This window comes from Arenimonas soli, assembly GCF_014643775.1.
Lineage (GTDB): Bacteria > Pseudomonadota > Gammaproteobacteria > Xanthomonadales > Xanthomonadaceae > Arenimonas > Arenimonas soli.
Genome location: NZ_BMKC01000002.1, coordinates 407,679 through 422,794, shown reverse-complemented (window position 1 = coordinate 422,794; position 15,116 = coordinate 407,679). Strand labels below are relative to the sequence as shown.

13 protein-coding genes are annotated in these 15,116 nt (G+C 69.7%); 6 read left to right on the top strand and 7 right to left on the bottom strand.

Features of this window, described 5'->3' with window-relative positions; all coding sequences use genetic code 11:
- Window positions 1-13: 13 nt before the first annotated feature.
- Window positions 14-487, top strand: coding sequence for an OsmC family protein (locus IEX13_RS10040; RefSeq protein WP_188663729.1), 474 nt, complete (start codon window positions 14-16; stop codon window positions 485-487).
- Window positions 488-506: 19 nt separating this feature from the next.
- On the opposite strand, the gene IEX13_RS10035 is transcribed toward IEX13_RS10040, so the two are convergent.
- From IEX13_RS10035 to IEX13_RS10020, 4 genes are all read right to left on the bottom strand, one after another.
- Window positions 507-3,059, bottom strand: a complete 2,553-nt coding sequence (locus tag IEX13_RS10035; RefSeq protein ID WP_188663727.1) for an EAL domain-containing protein — start codon at window positions 3,057-3,059, stop codon at window positions 507-509.
- Between the two features lie 42 nt (window positions 3,060-3,101).
- Window positions 3,102-3,863 carry a hypothetical protein gene (locus tag IEX13_RS10030; RefSeq protein WP_188663725.1) on the bottom strand — a complete coding sequence of 254 codons (762 nt, stop codon included), beginning with the start codon at window positions 3,861-3,863 and terminating at the stop codon, window positions 3,102-3,104.
- Window positions 3,864-3,899: 36 nt separating this feature from the next.
- Window positions 3,900-5,270: an esterase/lipase family protein gene (locus IEX13_RS10025; protein WP_188663723.1), complete on the bottom strand. Its 1,371-nt coding sequence runs from the start codon at window positions 5,268-5,270 to the stop codon at window positions 3,900-3,902.
- Between the two features lie 62 nt (window positions 5,271-5,332).
- Window positions 5,333-6,418 carry an alkene reductase gene (locus IEX13_RS10020; protein WP_188663721.1) on the bottom strand — a complete coding sequence of 362 codons (1,086 nt, stop codon included), beginning with the start codon at window positions 6,416-6,418 and terminating at the stop codon, window positions 5,333-5,335.
- A gap of 175 nt (window positions 6,419-6,593) precedes the next feature.
- Between IEX13_RS10020 and IEX13_RS10015 the strand changes: the two genes are divergently transcribed.
- Both IEX13_RS10015 and IEX13_RS10010 read left to right on the top strand, forming a co-directional pair.
- Window positions 6,594-6,965 (top strand): I78 family peptidase inhibitor, encoded by a 372-nt coding sequence (locus IEX13_RS10015; protein ID WP_188663719.1) that lies wholly within the window; start codon window positions 6,594-6,596, stop codon window positions 6,963-6,965.
- Window positions 6,966-6,969: 4 nt separating this feature from the next.
- A complete protein-coding gene (locus IEX13_RS10010) occupies window positions 6,970-8,835 on the top strand; it encodes a GGDEF domain-containing protein (RefSeq protein WP_188663717.1) in 1,866 nt (621 codons plus the stop codon).
- A 9-nt stretch (window positions 8,836-8,844) separates the two neighbouring features.
- Here the strand turns inward: IEX13_RS10010 and IEX13_RS10005 are convergent, their stop codons facing one another.
- Window positions 8,845-9,684: a universal stress protein gene (locus tag IEX13_RS10005; RefSeq protein WP_188663715.1), complete on the bottom strand. Its 840-nt coding sequence runs from the start codon at window positions 9,682-9,684 to the stop codon at window positions 8,845-8,847.
- A gap of 230 nt (window positions 9,685-9,914) precedes the next feature.
- Between IEX13_RS10005 and IEX13_RS10000 the strand changes: the two genes are divergently transcribed.
- From IEX13_RS10000 to IEX13_RS09990, 3 genes are read left to right on the top strand one after another with little or no spacing between them, the layout of a single operon-like run.
- Window positions 9,915-12,290 (top strand): DEAD/DEAH box helicase, encoded by a 2,376-nt coding sequence (locus IEX13_RS10000; RefSeq protein ID WP_425489102.1) that lies wholly within the window; start codon window positions 9,915-9,917, stop codon window positions 12,288-12,290.
- Window positions 12,287-13,165, top strand: a complete 879-nt coding sequence (locus tag IEX13_RS09995) for a ribonuclease H-like domain-containing protein (protein ID WP_425489100.1) — start codon at window positions 12,287-12,289, stop codon at window positions 13,163-13,165. The genes IEX13_RS10000 and IEX13_RS09995 overlap by 4 nt, the downstream gene beginning before the upstream one ends.
- Window positions 13,141-14,268 carry a DNA alkylation repair protein gene (locus tag IEX13_RS09990; protein ID WP_188663713.1) on the top strand — a complete coding sequence of 376 codons (1,128 nt, stop codon included), beginning with the start codon at window positions 13,141-13,143 and terminating at the stop codon, window positions 14,266-14,268. The genes IEX13_RS09995 and IEX13_RS09990 overlap by 25 nt, the downstream gene beginning before the upstream one ends.
- 53 nt (window positions 14,269-14,321) lie before the next feature.
- Here the strand turns inward: IEX13_RS09990 and IEX13_RS09985 are convergent, their stop codons facing one another.
- Window positions 14,322-14,867 (bottom strand): hypothetical protein, encoded by a 546-nt coding sequence (locus tag IEX13_RS09985; RefSeq protein ID WP_188663711.1) that lies wholly within the window; start codon window positions 14,865-14,867, stop codon window positions 14,322-14,324.
- Between the two features lie 9 nt (window positions 14,868-14,876).
- Window positions 14,877-15,077 (bottom strand): hypothetical protein, encoded by a 201-nt coding sequence (locus IEX13_RS09980; RefSeq protein WP_188663709.1) that lies wholly within the window; start codon window positions 15,075-15,077, stop codon window positions 14,877-14,879.
- Window positions 15,078-15,116 lie beyond the last annotated feature (39 nt).

Below are 15,116 nucleotides of genomic sequence, written 5' to 3'. Positions count from 1 at the left end.
ACCGGAGCCCGCCATGGAAACGAAAACCGTACAGGTGTTCCTGCGCCAGCAGTCCGGCTACGCCTTCACCGTCGAGTTCGGCGAAGGCATCGCCGACCTGGCCACCGACGAACCGGCGCCCCTGGGCGAAGGCAAGGGCCCCAACCCCTCGCGCCTGCTGATGGCCGCGATCGCCAACTGCCTGGCCGCCAGCCTTACCTTCGCGCTGAGCAAGTTCGGCAACCAGCCGGGACCGATCTCGGCCACCATCACCGGCGAGATGGCCCGCAACGACCAGGGCCGCTGGCGCATTCCCAAGGCCGTGGCCGAACTGACCCTGTCCGAGGGCCCAGGGGAACTCAAGCACCTCGAGCGCATCCTGGCCCAGTTTGAGGAGTTCTGCGTGGTCACCCAGAGCGTGCGCCAGGGCATCGAGGTCGAGCTGGTGGTGCGCGACCACGACGGCCGCGTGCTGCTGGGCAACAAGTCCTTCGAAGGCGGCGCCTGATCCGCGCCGGACCCGGCGCTCAGGCCAGCCAGTCGTCCTGCAGGTCGGCGATCGGCCGCGGCTTGCTGAAGTGGTAGCCCTGGAACTGCCGGCAGCCGATTTCGTGCAGCACGTCGCGCTGGGCCGGGTCTTCGACGCCTTCGGCCAGCACTTCCAGGCCCAGGCTCTGGCCCAGGGAAATGATGGTGCGCACGATGGCCATGTCGTTGGGGTCGACCAGCAGGTCGCGCACGAAGCTGGTGTCTATCTTGAGCATGTCCAGCGGCAGGCGCTTGACGTAGTTGAGTGCCGAGTAACCGGTGCCGAAGTCGTCCAGCGCGATGCGCACCCCGCCGTCGCGCAGCGCCTTCAGGCGCGTGATGGCCTGTTCGATGTCGGCCACCAGTTCGCTTTCGGTCAGTTCGAGTTCCAGCCGGCCCGGCGGCAGGCCTGAGCCGGCCAGGGCCGCCAGCACGCCGGGAACGAAATCGGGCTGGTGCAGTTGCCGGGCGCTGACGTTCACCGCGATGCGCAGGCCCGCCGTCTGTGGCCGGGTGGCCAGGTGCTTGAGTTGTTCGATCGCCTGGCGCATGACCCAGTCACCCAGGGGAACGATCAGGCCGGACGCCTCGGCCAGCGGGATGAAGCTGGCCGGCGGCACCAGCCCGCGGCGCGGATGCTGCCAGCGCACCAGGGCTTCGAGTCCGAGCAGCTTGCCGGCGCCGTCGACCTGGGGCTGGTAGTGCAGCACGAATTCACCGCGGTCCAGGCCGACGCGCAGGTCGGCTTCCAGCGAAGCACGCGCGGCCGCGGCTTCCTGCATCTGGGCCATGAACTGGCGCATGCGGTTGCCGCCGGCGGCCTTGGCCTCGGACAGGGCCAGGTCGGCGTGGCGCAGCACTTCGTCGGCGCTGGCCCCACCGAACAGGGTGGCGCCCAGGCTGGCGGTGCCGTGGTAGCGCTGTCCGGCCACGTCGCCGGGCACGCTTATCGCATCAAGCACGCGCTGGCCCAGGGCGGCCGCCTGCTTCTGCGCGCCGGCCGGCGACGGCGGCAGGCCATCGATGAGGATGCCGAACTCGTCGGCCCCCAGGCGGGCAAGCGTCTGGCCTTCGTGCAGCAGCGGCCGCAGCCTTTGCGTCACCTGCCGCAGCCACTCGTCGCCGGCCTGGTGCCCGCGGGTGTCGTTGAGCTCCTTGAAGCGGTCGAGGTTGAGCACCACCAGGACCCCTGCCGAACCATCCCGGCGGCTGTTGGCGATGGCCGCGCGCAACAGCTCGAGGAAGTGCTTGCGGTTGGGCAGCTGGGTCAGCGGATCGAACAGCGCCAGGCGTTCGATTTCCTGCCGCATCACGTGCTGTTCGGTGATCTCGGTGGAAATGCCGCACAGCGCGTCCACCTTGCCGTCGGCGCCCAGCAGCGGGATCTTCACCGACAGGTAGGCGTGTTCGATGCCGCCGTCGCTGCGGGCGCGGTTGACTTCCTCCAGCGCCAGGCGCTGCCCGTCGCGGACCACCTTCAGGTCGTTGTTGCGCAATTCGTCGACGGTGGCCTGGTCGTAGAAGTCCTCGTCGCCGCGACCGACCACGTCCGCGGCCTTCATGCCGAACAGCTGCGCCAGCTTCCGGTTGACGTAGCGATAGCGCAGCCTGGCGTCCTTGATGTAGACGTGCGCGTCGACGCTGTCGAGGATGGCGGTGAGCTGTTGTTCGCTGGCCGCCAGTGACTGCGTCTTTATCCGCACCTCGCGCCGCAGCAGGCTGATGCCGGCCAGCGCCAGCAGCATGGCGCCGGTCGCGCCGGCGAAGAGCCAGTAAACGTAGTCCGGCAGGCCAGGTTCGATGCCGGGCGCGCCCCAGCGCCGCAGGATGCTGAAGTACGGCGAGTCGGCCCGGCCCTGCCACCGCGACAGGTGCGAATCGATGGCCCGCAGCAGGTCGGCGTTGTCGCCCACGCGGCTGGCGTAATAAAGCCGGGACGGGGCGAACAGGATGGGGGTCTCGCCCAGGCCGCGTTCGCTGGCCGAGCGCGAGCCGAAGAAGTGGTTGGTGGCCATGGCGTCCGCCTCGCCGGCCACCGTGGCGGCCAGCGCGGCTTCCATTGAATCCACCACCAGCCAGTCGACCTGCAGCCCGAAGTCGTGCGCCGCTTCGCCCAGGTAGGTTTGCTGCACCGAGCCGGCGAGCACGGCGACCCGGTGGCCGTCGAGGTCGAGCAGGGAATCGAGCCGCAGGCCGGGCCGGGTGTACACCTGGCTCCAGCTGCGCAGGGCCGGCACCTCGTGCATCGCGAAGCGCAGCGCACGTTCGTCGGTGTGGGCCATGTCCGGAAGCAGGTCCAGTTCGCCGGCCGCCAGCCGCGCCAGGCAGGCCTCCCACTGGCAGGGTACGGGCCGAAGGGTCCAGCCTTCTTCGCGGGCGATTTCCGCCAGCAGGTCACCTAGGATGCCGCTGGCCCGGCCGTGCTTGTCCAGCAGCAGCTTGGGCGGATTGTCGTACACGCCGACCCGGACGTCGCGGGCCGTCGCGGCCAGCGACCCGAAGGCCAGGCAGCCGGCGGCGAGCAGCAGGCAGGTTCGCGTGAATCGAGCCATGGCAGGGAGTCTGCCGCAATTCGGGCGTTTTTAGGTGACGGCTCAGCCGCCCTTGCGGGCGTCGAGGATCAGGCGGGCCATGGCCGCGTCGCCTTTTTCGATCAGTTCGACCGGGGTGAACTGGAAGCCGGTGACCACCATGGCCTCGCCCACGCACCACTCGCGCTGTTCCTTGTTGAAGCTGGCGGCGCCGGCGGCCGCGGCCTGCAGCAGGTCGGCCGTGGGCACGGTGTCCTGGGGTTCGGGCGCGCGCTTGCCGGGCGCCGGGCCGGCGGCGGTCTTGCCGGCCTCGGTCTTGAGCCAGGCCACGCGGGCCAGGGCGACGGCGAGCCGGTCGCCGCCGTCCTTGAGTCCCGGCGCGGCGTCGGCGAGGGCGCCAAGCAGCGCGTCGCGCTCGACTTCCAGCGAATGCTGGGCTTTTTCGAGCTGGGCGATGCGCGCTTCGGCGGCCTTGACCATGCCTTCGAGCTGGATGATCTCGTTGGCCGGGTCGGCCAGGGTCTTGGCGCCCAGCAGGCGCATCACCTTTTCGCCCATGCGGGCATGGATGGCCGGGTCTGAGAACTTCAGGTCGCGGGCGGCGGTCTGCCAGGCCAGGGCGACCTGGCTGACGGTCTGGGTTTTTTCGGTCGGCGGGGCGTCGCTGGCCTGCGTGGAGACGGCGGGCTTGGGCGCCAGGCTGGCGTTCGCGGCCTGCTGGATAGCCAGGTCCAGGCGCTCGCAAAGCTCGGTTTTCTGGAAGTCGCGCGCGAGCTTGCGCAGCTCGATGCGGCAGTCGATCAGCAGGGCGCGCAGGTCCTTCATGGGGTCATTCTATGCCTGCCCGGGGTCGGGCGCGCGTCAACGCGAAAGCAGGAAGTGCAGCAGGTTGTTCTGGAAGTAGGGGTTGACCGACAGCTGGTCGTGGCGTTCACACAGGAAGAAGGTCTGCGCGAAGGGATAGCTGTCGTAGGCCGCGCCCATGCCCGCCACGCGGCCGCGGCCCAGCTGCGAATCCCGGGTCACCAGGCCGTCGCCGGGCTGCATCAGCAGGCGTTCGTAGTCCACGCCGTCGACCCTGGCCTGAACGTTATCGGGCCGCACGACCAGGCTCCTGAGGCCGTCCTTTTCGTCGAGCACGGCCCGGCCGGGGGTCAGGGTGCAATCGCCGCCGAACAGCGCCACTTCCACGCCGTTGCTCTGGATCGGTTCGCCCAGGGCCAGGTGCAGCTTGCGGGCCCGTTCAAGATGGCGGGCGAAGGTGGCATGCAGCGCGGCCAGCTGCAGGGCGCCGGTTTCGGGGCCATGCGCGGCGGCCACCACGCGGGCTTCGACCTCGGGCGAAAAAACGCCCCAGCGATGGCGGCGCCAGGTGTCCACGCTGTAGATGTCCAGGTCCACCAGCTCGCCGTCCGGCCCGTGGATGACCCTGGCGTCGGGGTGCGGCAGCGTTTCGAAGGGCGTGGCGAAGGTGGCCAGCACTTCCACCGGCACGGTGCGGAAGGCGATCTTCACGCCCTGCTGCAGGCGTTCGAGGCTGATCACCGAGCCCAGGTTGGGCGTGCCCAGCAGCACCATGCGGCGGATGCGGTGCGCGCCCTCGTCCCAGGGCGTGAATTCGTTGCGGTCGAGGATGTCCTGGGGACCGTAGCGCAGGTAGTAGCTGGCGATCAGGCCGCCGTTGCTGTGCGCCAGCACGTCCACCGGCAGGTCGGGGTCGCGGTAGTCGCGGCGGATCTGTTCGACCATCTCGTGCAGCTGGCGCACGGCGTGGATGTTTTCCTTGCGCCAGTCGTAGAGCAGCACGTAATAGCGCCGACGGTCGTTTTCACCGCGCACCGGCTGCCCGGGTTCGGCGCGACGGAAACGGCCCACGTCTTCGAGCGCCTTGATCAGCGCCTCGTAGTAATCGGTGCGGGCCACGCCGTAGAACAGGTCGCCCGGGACCAGGCCGCCGCCGCGCTGTTCGACGTCGCGTACGCGCGCCAGTTCGCGGTAGTTGCTGAAGGCCAGCGTGCCCAGGCCGCCCGGCCAGTACTCCTTGCCGGTGTCGCGCTCGACCAGGGTCGAACCCATCAGGCCGTGGATGAGGATGACCGGCGGCTGGGCCTGGTTGCGGGTGTCTTCTTCGTAAAGGCGCGCCAGGTCCGGGCGCGTGGCCGCGCCGCCGCAGCCCGCCAGCAGCACGCTGGCGAACAGCAGCCAGGGCAGCCTTCGCAGGAGGGTTTTCATGAGGGCCGGGATTTTCACACGGCCCGCATGAACATGGACACCGCCGGAAGTCCTGCCCTGGCTCAGGCGGCGGCGGTCTGCGACAGGGCCGGGTAGTCGGAGTACCCCTCCGGGCCCGGCGTGTACAGCTTGTCGGCCTGCATATCGGCCAGCGGTGCCTTCGCCGCCAGGCGCGCCGGCAGGTCGGGGTTGGCGATGAAGGGGCGGCCGAAGGCGATCAGGTCGGCGCGGCCCGCGGCCAGGTCGGTTTCCGCGCGCGTGGCGTCGTAGTCGCCGGCCAGGATCAGCGTGCCGGGGAAACGGCGGCGGGTTTCATCCACCACCTCGTCGGGCACGGCGCCCGGCGTGGCGATCAGGCTCAGGTAGGCCAGGCCACGTTCGGCCAGCGCGTCCACCAGGGCCAGGTATTCCTCGCGCTCGCCTTCGAAGTTGGCGGCCAGGTCGTTGAAGGGGTTGAAGGGCGACACGCGCACGCCCACGTGGTCCGCGCCGATCGCGCCGACGACCGCGTCGACCAGTTCCAGCAGGAAGCGCCGGCGGTTTTCGCCGCTGCCGCCGTAGGCGTCGCTGCGCTGGTTGGATTTGGGGTTCAGGAACTGGCCCGGCAGGTAGCCGTTGGCGGCGTGCACTTCGACGAGATCAATGCCGGCCTCGCGCGCCAGCAGCGCCGCACGCACGTATTCGTCGCGGGTGGCGGCGATGTCGGCTTCGCTCATCTCGCGCGGCGCGGGGTGGTCCTGCATGCCCTGGGTGTCGGTCCAGATCTGGCCGGCGGCGGCGATGGCAGACGGGCCCAGCAGCTCGGCGCCTTCGGGCAGGTTGGCCGGGTGGCCGATGCGGCCGCTGTGCATCAGCTGCAGGGAAATGCGGCTGCCGCCTTCGTGCACGGCCTTGGCCACCGCGGCCCAGCCGCGGGCCTGATCGGCGGTGAACAGGCCGGGGATGCGCGAGTAGCCCAGGCCGTTGGGCGAAGGCGAGGTGCCTTCGGTGATGACCAGGCCGGCGCTCGCGCGCTGGCCGTAGTACGTGGCCATCAGGGCGCTGGGGACGTTGCCGGGGGCGCGCGAACGGGTCATCGGCGCCATCACGATGCGGTTGCGCAGGGACAGGCCGGCAAGGCGGGTCGGGGAATGCAGGGCGGATTTCATGGCAGGGACTCCGGTGGGATGGCAACAGGATGGAGATCCACGCCGGCGAAACAAAGCCGGCTGGCTGGCACGTATCGTTGCAGTGGTGAACTCATTCAGCGGACCGGGGGCCAGTCGGCAGACGCCCGCCCCGCCCTGCGCTACGCTCGGGACATCCCCTACGCGGAGACACCGGATGCGCCTGATCAGACCCCTGTCGCTGGCCCTGGCCGGCCTGTTCGCCCTTTCGGCCTGCGCCACCCCGTCCCAGGACCCGCCGCCGGCCGATGAAAGCGCCGATGGTTTCGCCGCCGCACCGCCCCCGCCCGCCATGGACGAGGCTGGCACCAACGAGGAAGCCCCCATGACCTGTGACGCCAAAGCCGGCCAGTGGGCCGTGGGAAATGTCGCCGACGAGGCCCTGGTGGCCCGGGTGAAAGCCGACACCGGGTCGGACCGGGTGCGGGTGATCAAGCCCGGCATGATGGTGACCATGGATTACCGGGAAGACCGCGTGAACCTGGACGTGGACGATGACGGCAAGGTCCTGACGGTGCGCTGCGGCTGAATCCATGCGCCTGCTGGCCCACCAGGTCCTTCGGCGCGTCGCGCTGTGGTCGACCCTGGCGGTGGTTGGCGCCACCGGCCTGGGTTACGCCTATGCCTGGCAGTATTCGCACGACCGCGCCCTGGAGCAGCTGCGCCGGCACGCCGAGCTCCAGGGCCTGCAGGAAGAGCAGGCCTTCCGGGATGCCATCGCGCACCTTGAGGTGTTCCGGGCCGAGTTCCTGCGCCGCTACCAGGACCGCGCCGTGGACTACGGCGCGCGTTTCGACGCGATGTACCAGGTCGGCGAAGACGGCGCCGTCCGGCTCGACCGGTCCTATTTCCGCGGCCACCGCCACGACGACGGCCGCTACGCGATCCACACCACCGGTTTCCTGGGTCGGCGGGCGGCGCCGCCCGACGAGGACCTGCGCCGACGCGCCGTGATCACCACCGACCTGGTGGCCGAACTGGGCCCCGCCTGGCGCGAACCCTTCGCCAACCTGCATGCCTCGCTGCCGGACAACGGCCTGGTGATCCACTGGCCGGGCGTGCCCTGGGGACTGCAGGCCGCGCCGGACCTGGACGTGACCGAAGGCGAGGTCATCGCCGGTACGCGCCCCGACAAGAACCCCAGCCGCGAGGCGGTGTGGTCGGGCCTGTACTTCGACAAGACGGCCCGGCAGTGGACGGTGACCGTGCAGCTGCCGGTGGACCACGACGGCCGGCACCTGGTGAATCCCAGCCACGACATCCTGCTCGACGACATCCTGGCGCGCCTGGGCCGCAGCCGCCTGGTCGGCGCGCAAACCCTGCTGCTCGGTCCCGGTGGCCACCTGATCGCCGGGCCGGACACGCTTTCCGAAGGCGACGAGGAGCGGGGCATCCTGCATGTAAATGACCTCGACGACCCGTTTCCCGCCCGCGTTCACCGGCTGGCCAACGAACATTTCCAGCAGGGCCACTCGGCCCACGTGATGCAGGACGAGGAAAGCGGCGCCTACGTGGTGTTCACCCGCGTCAGGGGTCCGGACTGGCGGCTGGCGACGATCTACCCGTCCGAACAGGTGGCCGGTGCCGCCCACCGTGGCGCGGCGATGATGCTGGCGCTGGGCCTGGCGCTGCAGCTGATCCTGCTGGTGGTGGTGGGCACGGTGCTGGGCCGGCGCGTCAGCGAGCCGGTGCGGCGCCTGCGCGACGCCGCTGATCGTTTCGCCAGGGGCGAACCGATCGAGGCCACGGTGACCAACCTGCCGCTGGACGAGGAAAACGAAATCGGCAGCCTGTCGCGCAGTTTCCACGAGCTTGCCCGCCAGGTGGAACAGCGCCAGGTCGAGCTTGAAGGCACCGTCGAGGACCGCACCCGCGAGCTGGCCACGGCCAACCGCCGGCTTGAGCAGCTGACCCGCACCGACAGCCTGACCGCGCTTCCCAACCGCCGCGCCTTCGACGACGACCTGGCGCAGCTGCTGGCACATCCCGAGCCGCTGTCGGGACTGGCCCTGGGCATGCTGGACGTGGACTACTTCAAGCCCTACAACGACACGCTGGGCCACGAGGCCGGCGACCAGGCGCTGCGCAAGGTCGCCGACGTGCTGGCCGGCCAGGTCCGCCGCGACGTGCGCTGCTACCGCTACGGCGGCGAGGAGTTCGCGCTGGTGTTCACCGCGATCGCGGTGCCGCACGCCGAACGCATCCTGCGGCGCATCCTGGAAGACATCGTCGGCGCCGCCATCGAACACCCGGCCAGCCCGCTGGGCGTGGTGACCGTCAGCGCCGGGCTGGCGAAAAGTTACGACCCGGACGTGGATGCCGCCTCGCTGGTGCGCGCGGCCGACCGCCAGCTTTACGCGGCCAAGGCCAGCGGCAGGAACCGGGTGGCCTCGGACTGAGCCCGCGGTTCAGTGCGAAAAAAGCACCGGCGTGCGCGTGCCTTCGAGCACCGTGCGGGTGACGCCGCCGAAGACCTGCTCGCGCCAGCGTGAATGGCTGAAGCCACCCATCACCACCAGGTCGGCGACGCAGGCCCGGGCGTGGTCGAGGATGGCCTGGCCGGTGCTGTGGCCGCCGCGTTCGACTTCCACCACCTCGGCCTGGCAACCATGCCGCGCCAGGTGGCGGGCGATGTCCGACCCCGGCGCTTCCCCGTAACCCAGGGCCGTGGACTGCGGGTTGACCACCAGCACGTCCACGCGGGCGTCGCGCGGCAGCCAGGGCAGGGCGTCGTGCACGGCGCGGCTGGCTTCGCGCCGCGGCTGCCAGGCAATCACCACCCGGCGCGGCGGCACCATCAGGGTCACGCCGTCGGGCACCAGCAGCACCGGCCGGCCCGAGTGCATCAGCAGGGCATCGAAACTGGTGCCGAAGCGCGAGCCCGGGGCGCCGGGCGCCGGCCCGCCGAACACGCACAGGTCGGCGTGCCGGGCGTGCAGCGCGGCCACTTCCTCAGGCCAGGCCAGGGGCGAATCGGCCACCCGCACGTCATGGGAAACGCCGGCGGCTTCGAGCTTCCCGCGGGCGCCGGCGGCCGCCTCCTCGGCGGCCTTGCGCAGGGCTTCGAAGCCGGCCTGGTCCAGGCCGACGGCGGTGACGCCCCACTCGCTGGCGAAGGGCACCGGCGCATGCGCCACGGCCAGGGCCGCGACATGGGCATCGTGGGCCTTGGCCAGGGCAATGGCGGCGGCCAGGGCGGCGGCATCGGCGGGCGTGCCCTGCAGGAAAACGAACAGGTCGCGGATCATGGCCAGTCTCCTCGGGAGGCGGCAGGGGATGGGACCACCCTACGCGCGCGGCGCACGGTGGCGTTGACGTGGGTCAAGCCTACGCCGGTGTCCCGTCTCACGAAATGAGACGGCCGGGGCGGCTAATGAACGCCCCTCGCTGCATCGAAGCCCCCATGCCCGCCAACGCCCTCGCCCGCCACGACGCCCGCGACCTCGCCCTCGCGGCCCAGGAACCGGAAGACTCGCCGCTGGCGCCACGCGTGCGCGACCCCCGGCAGCTGGCCAGCCGCCTGCAGGCCAAGTACGCCGACCGGGTCACCGGCCACTTCGTGCAACCCGCGCGCGAAGGCCGCTATGCGCCGCTACCCGACGACCTGCCGCCGGCGCTGGCGTCGGCGCTGCGTGCGCGCGGCATCGGCCAGCTCTACAGCCACCAGTCCCAGGCCTGGGACGCGGCCCGGGCCGGCAAGAATTTCGTGGTGGTCACGCCCACCGCATCGGGCAAGAGCCTGTGCTATTCGCTGCCGGTGGTGGCGGCGGCGATGCAGCAGCAGGCCAAGGCGCTGTTCCTGTTCCCGACCAAGGCCCTGTCGCAGGACCAGGTGGCCGACCTGCTGGAACTCAACCGCGCCGGCGACCTGGGCCTGCGCTGCCACACCTTCGACGGCGACACGCCCGGCGACGCCCGCCAGGCCATTCGCCTGCACGCCGACCTGGTGGTGTCCAACCCCGACATGCTGCACCAGGCGATCCTTCCGCATCACACCAAGTGGGCGCAGTTCTTCGAGAACCTGCGCTACGTGGTCATCGACGAAGTGCATACCTACCGCGGCGTCTTCGGTTCGCACCTGGCCAACGTGCTGCGCCGGCTCAAGCGGGTCTGCGCGTTCTACGGCGCCAACCCGCAGTTCATCCTGTGCTCGGCGACCATCGGCAATCCGCAGCAGCATGCCCAAGCGCTGGTGGAGGCGCCCATCGAGGCCATCACCGAGTCGGGCGCGCCGGTGGGCGAAAGACACCTGCTGCTGTGGAACCCGCCGGTGGTGAACCCCGACCTGGGCCTGCGCGCCTCGGCGCGTTCGCAGTCCAACCGCATCGCCCGCCTGGCCATCCGCGCGGGCCTCAAGACCCTGGTGTTCGCGCAGTCGCGCACGATGGTCGAGGTGCTTACCAAGTACCTGAAGGACGTCTTCGACCACGACCCGCGCAAGCCGCCGCGCATCCGCGCCTACCGCGGCGGCTACCTGCCCAACGAGCGCCGCGAGGCCGAACGCGCGATGCGCGCCGGCAACGTGGACGGCATCGTCAGCACCTCGGCGCTGGAGCTGGGCGTGGACATCGGCGCGCTCGACGTCGTGGTGCTCAACGGCTACCCGGGCTCGGTGGCGGCCACCTGGCAGCGCGTGGGCCGCGCGGGCCGGCGCCAGCAGCCTTCGCTGGGCGTGCTGGTGGCGTCCTCGGACCCGCTGGACCAGTACCTGGTGCGGCATCCGGGCTTTTTCGAGGCCGCCAACCCCGAACACGCGCGCATCGCGCCCGACCAGCCGCTGATCCTGCTCGACCACCTGCGCTGCGCCGCTTTCGAGCTGCCTTTCCTGCGCGGCGAATCCTACGGGCCGCTCGACCCCTCGCCCTGGCTCGACGTGCTGGCCGAAACCGGCGTGCTGCATTGCGAAGGCGAACGCTGGGACTGGATCGCCGACAGCTACCCGGCCAACGCGGTGTCGCTGCGCTCGGTGGCCGACGGCAACTTCGTGGTGGTCGACCGCACCGATGGCCGGCAGAAGATCATCGCCGAGGTGGACTATTCCGCCGCGGCGCTTACCTTGTACGAAGGCGCCATCCACATGATCCAGTCGGTGCCCTTCCAGGTGGAACGCCTGGACTGGGAGGGCCGCAAGGCCTACGTCACCCGCACCCACGTCGACTACTACACCGACGCCATCGACTACACCAAGCTCAAGGTGCTCGAACGCTTCGACGGCGTGCGCGCCGGCGACGGCAGCGCCCAGCACGGCGAAGTGCACGTGGTGCGGCGCGTGCCGGGCTACAAGAAGATCCGCTACTACACCCACGAAAACATCGGCTACGGGCCGGTGAACCTGCCCGACCAGGAGATGCACACCACCTCCTTGTGGTGGCAGCTGCCGCAGGATGCGCTGGAACAGGCCTTCCGTTCCCGCCAGGACGCGCTCGATGGGTTCCTGGGCGCCGCCTATGCGCTGCACGTGGTCGCCACGGTGGCGGTGATGGCCGAAGGCCGCGACCTGCGCCAGGCCGTGGGCAGCGGCGACGGCGCCTGGTTCGCGCACACCGACGGCCGCGGCCGCGGCCAGCTGCGCGGCGCCGACGGCCAGCCCGGCAACCCGGATGCCGCCGAACGCTTCACGCCCACGGTTTACCTCTACGACAACTACCCCGGCGGCATCGGCCTGAGCGAACCCTTGTGGCGACGCCAGGCCGAACTGGTGGCGCGCGCCCGCGAATTGGTCGCAGCATGCGACTGCGCCGCCGGCTGCCCCGCCTGCGTCGGCCCTGTACTGGCCGCCGATGAAGGCAAGACCGGCAATACGCCGCGGGCGCTGGCAATGCGGGTGCTGGGTCTGCTGGGGCAGACGGCGTGAGTGCGGCGCTGGCGCAGCGGTTGCGGCAGCTGCAGAAGGATGCCGGACAGGCCGCTGTGGTTCCCAGGCCTGTCGCCGACGCACGACCCCGCCCCGAAGTCCCCGAATCCATCCGCCGCCTGCTAGGCCTCCGCACCCGCGCCTCGCTGCGTGCGGTTGCCGCGTCACGCCCTCCCGACCGCCACCTGCCCGGCGACGAAATCGCCCCCGGCCTTCGCTACCTCGAATCCCAGCACGAATCCCCCACGCTGCCCGACGTCCTCGACGTCTCCTTCGCCAAGAACTTCGACACCGTCAGCCCCAGCCAGCTGCTGTGCTTCGACACCGAAACCACCGGCCTGGCCGGCGGCACTGGCACCCGCGCCTTCATGATCGGCTGCGCCGACCGCGTGGACGGGCAGCTGCGCATCCGCCAGCTGATGACCACCACAATGGCGGCCGAGCACGCCATGCTCGAGGTGTTCGCCGGCTGGCTGCAGCCCGACACGGTGCTGGTTAGCTACAACGGCCGCAGCTACGACGCGCCGCTGCTGAAGACACGCTACCGCCTGGCGCGGATGCCCTGCCCGATCACGCCCCTGGCCCACCTGGACCTGCTGCACCCGGTGCGCCGCCGCTACCGCGGCCTGTGGGAAAACTGCCGCCTGGCCACCGTCGAACGACAGCTGCTGAAGGTGCTGCGCGAAGACGACCTGCCCGGCAGCGAAGCCCCGCGCGCCTGGCGCGACTACCTCAATGGCGGCCCCGCCACCGACCTGCGCCGCGTGCTGGCCCACAACCACACCGACGTGCGCAGCCTGATGCAGCTGCTGGCCCGCCTGGCCGCGAACGAGGCTTCTACAATCCCCCCATGCCCGAGCCGTTCAAGAACCTGATCAACGCCGACCTGGTGCGCGCCTGCGGCGAGCACCTGCAGCGCCACTGGCGTGGATTCGACCGCCGCGACTTCGAGCGCCAGGCGCTTGCCGGCCTGGACGCGCTGGAGATGAAGGCCCGCGCGATGCAGGTCGCCGACGCGCTGGAGGCCACGCTGCCCGACGATTTCGACCGCGCCGCGGGCATCATCGAGACCGCGCTGGCCCCGGCGGCGACCACCGACGACCTTGGCTTCGCCACCACCGACGCCGGCCTGGCCGGCTGGATCGGCTGGCCCCTGGGCGAGTTCATCGCCCGCCGCGGCCAGGCGGATCCGGTACGCGCGCTGCATGCCCTGCGCGAACTCACCCAGCGCTTCACCAGCGAATTCGCCGTGCGGCCTTTCCTCATCAATCACTTCGACCTGACCATGGCGCAGCTGCTGGCCTGGCGCGACGACCCCAGCCCACACGTGCGCCGCTGGACCAGCGAAGGCAGCCGCCCGCGCCTGCCCTGGGGCCTGCAGGTGAAATCGTTGATCGCCGACCCTTCGCCCACGCTGCCGCTGCTGCGCGCCCTGCAGGACGACCCCAGCCCCTACGTGCGCCGCAGCGTCGCCAATCACTTGAACGACATCGCCAAGGACCATCCCGGCGTCGTGGCCGACTGGCTCGAAGCCCACCTGCCCAAGGCCCCACCCGAACGAAAGGCCTTGCTGCGCCACGCCAGCCGCACCCTGGTGAAACGCGGCGACCGGCTTGTACTCAAGGCCTGGGGCCTCGGCGCCGGCCTGAAAGGCGAGGCCTCGCTTTCCGTCTCCCCGAAGCGCGTGGCCGTCGGCGACAGCGTCCGCCTGGTGGCAACGCTGACATCTACTTCAACCCGCCCACAAAAGCTGGCCGTCGACTACGTGGTCCACCACGTCAAGGCCAACGGCAGCAGCACGCCGAAAGTCTTCAAGGGCTGGACCCTGACCCTTTTCCCGGGCGAAACCCGACGGTTGGAAAAAGCCCACTCCCTGCGCCCCATCACCACCCGCCGCTATTACGAGGGGAGCCACCGGGTCGAGCTGATGGTCAACGGCAACCTCGTCACCGAAGCAGCCTTCAAGCTGAAGTGCTGAGTCGTCGCTTGGATAACCGGTAAGCCAGACCAAGTCGCAACGAGTACCTTCGCCTAACGTATTTTTCTGGCAAGCAGCGCCACGCTTCTTTCGTAGCTGGCGTCGGCATCCACCCGCGTCAGGTCCTGGCAGCGAAGGAGAAGCTTGCTTCGGTCGCGCGTTGAGAACGTGCCATAGGTGTCCAGGACGAGGGACTCCTCGTCGAGTTCCGCGATTTCACCGATGAAGGTTATGGAATCGTCGATTCGCTCGATCAATGCATTCACGTAGCCGAACGTATCGGAGACGCTCTTGAGTACGGACTGAATCGATTCGAGTTCGATACGCGGCTTGGTTGCCTTGGAGCCAGCCGCCTCGATGAGCTCCGCGATGGCCTGCCGTTCGTTGCCCGACCAGCGCATCCTGGTGATGTCATGCCTGAAGACGATCGAGATGCCATTGGCGGCGCCTGATTCGGTGAATAGGCTCAGGTACAGAAAATCATCCGAGAAGTCCGTGATCACTCCGGTCAGGGACTCGTTGCTCAGTTCATCCCGGTACACATCCACGACTTCCTGGCTGAGCTTGAGGACCTTGAGCATTTTGTCTGCAACAGCCACGACGACCCCCTAGGAAACGGTGGATTGATACGCCAGGTAGCCCAGCCCGCCCAAGGCTCCCCAGAACAGCAGCCCGGCAACAACTGTCCAGGCGCTTTCGATGTCCAGGCGTGGATTGAAGAGTCTGGCTATGACAAATCCCGGCCCTTTGATCAGGAACTCAAAGACGATCTGGACCAACACCTCGCCTACCATTTCGCCCAACGGCATCGATGCACCCTCGCCGGACGGCCGGCTGGGCCATCGTAG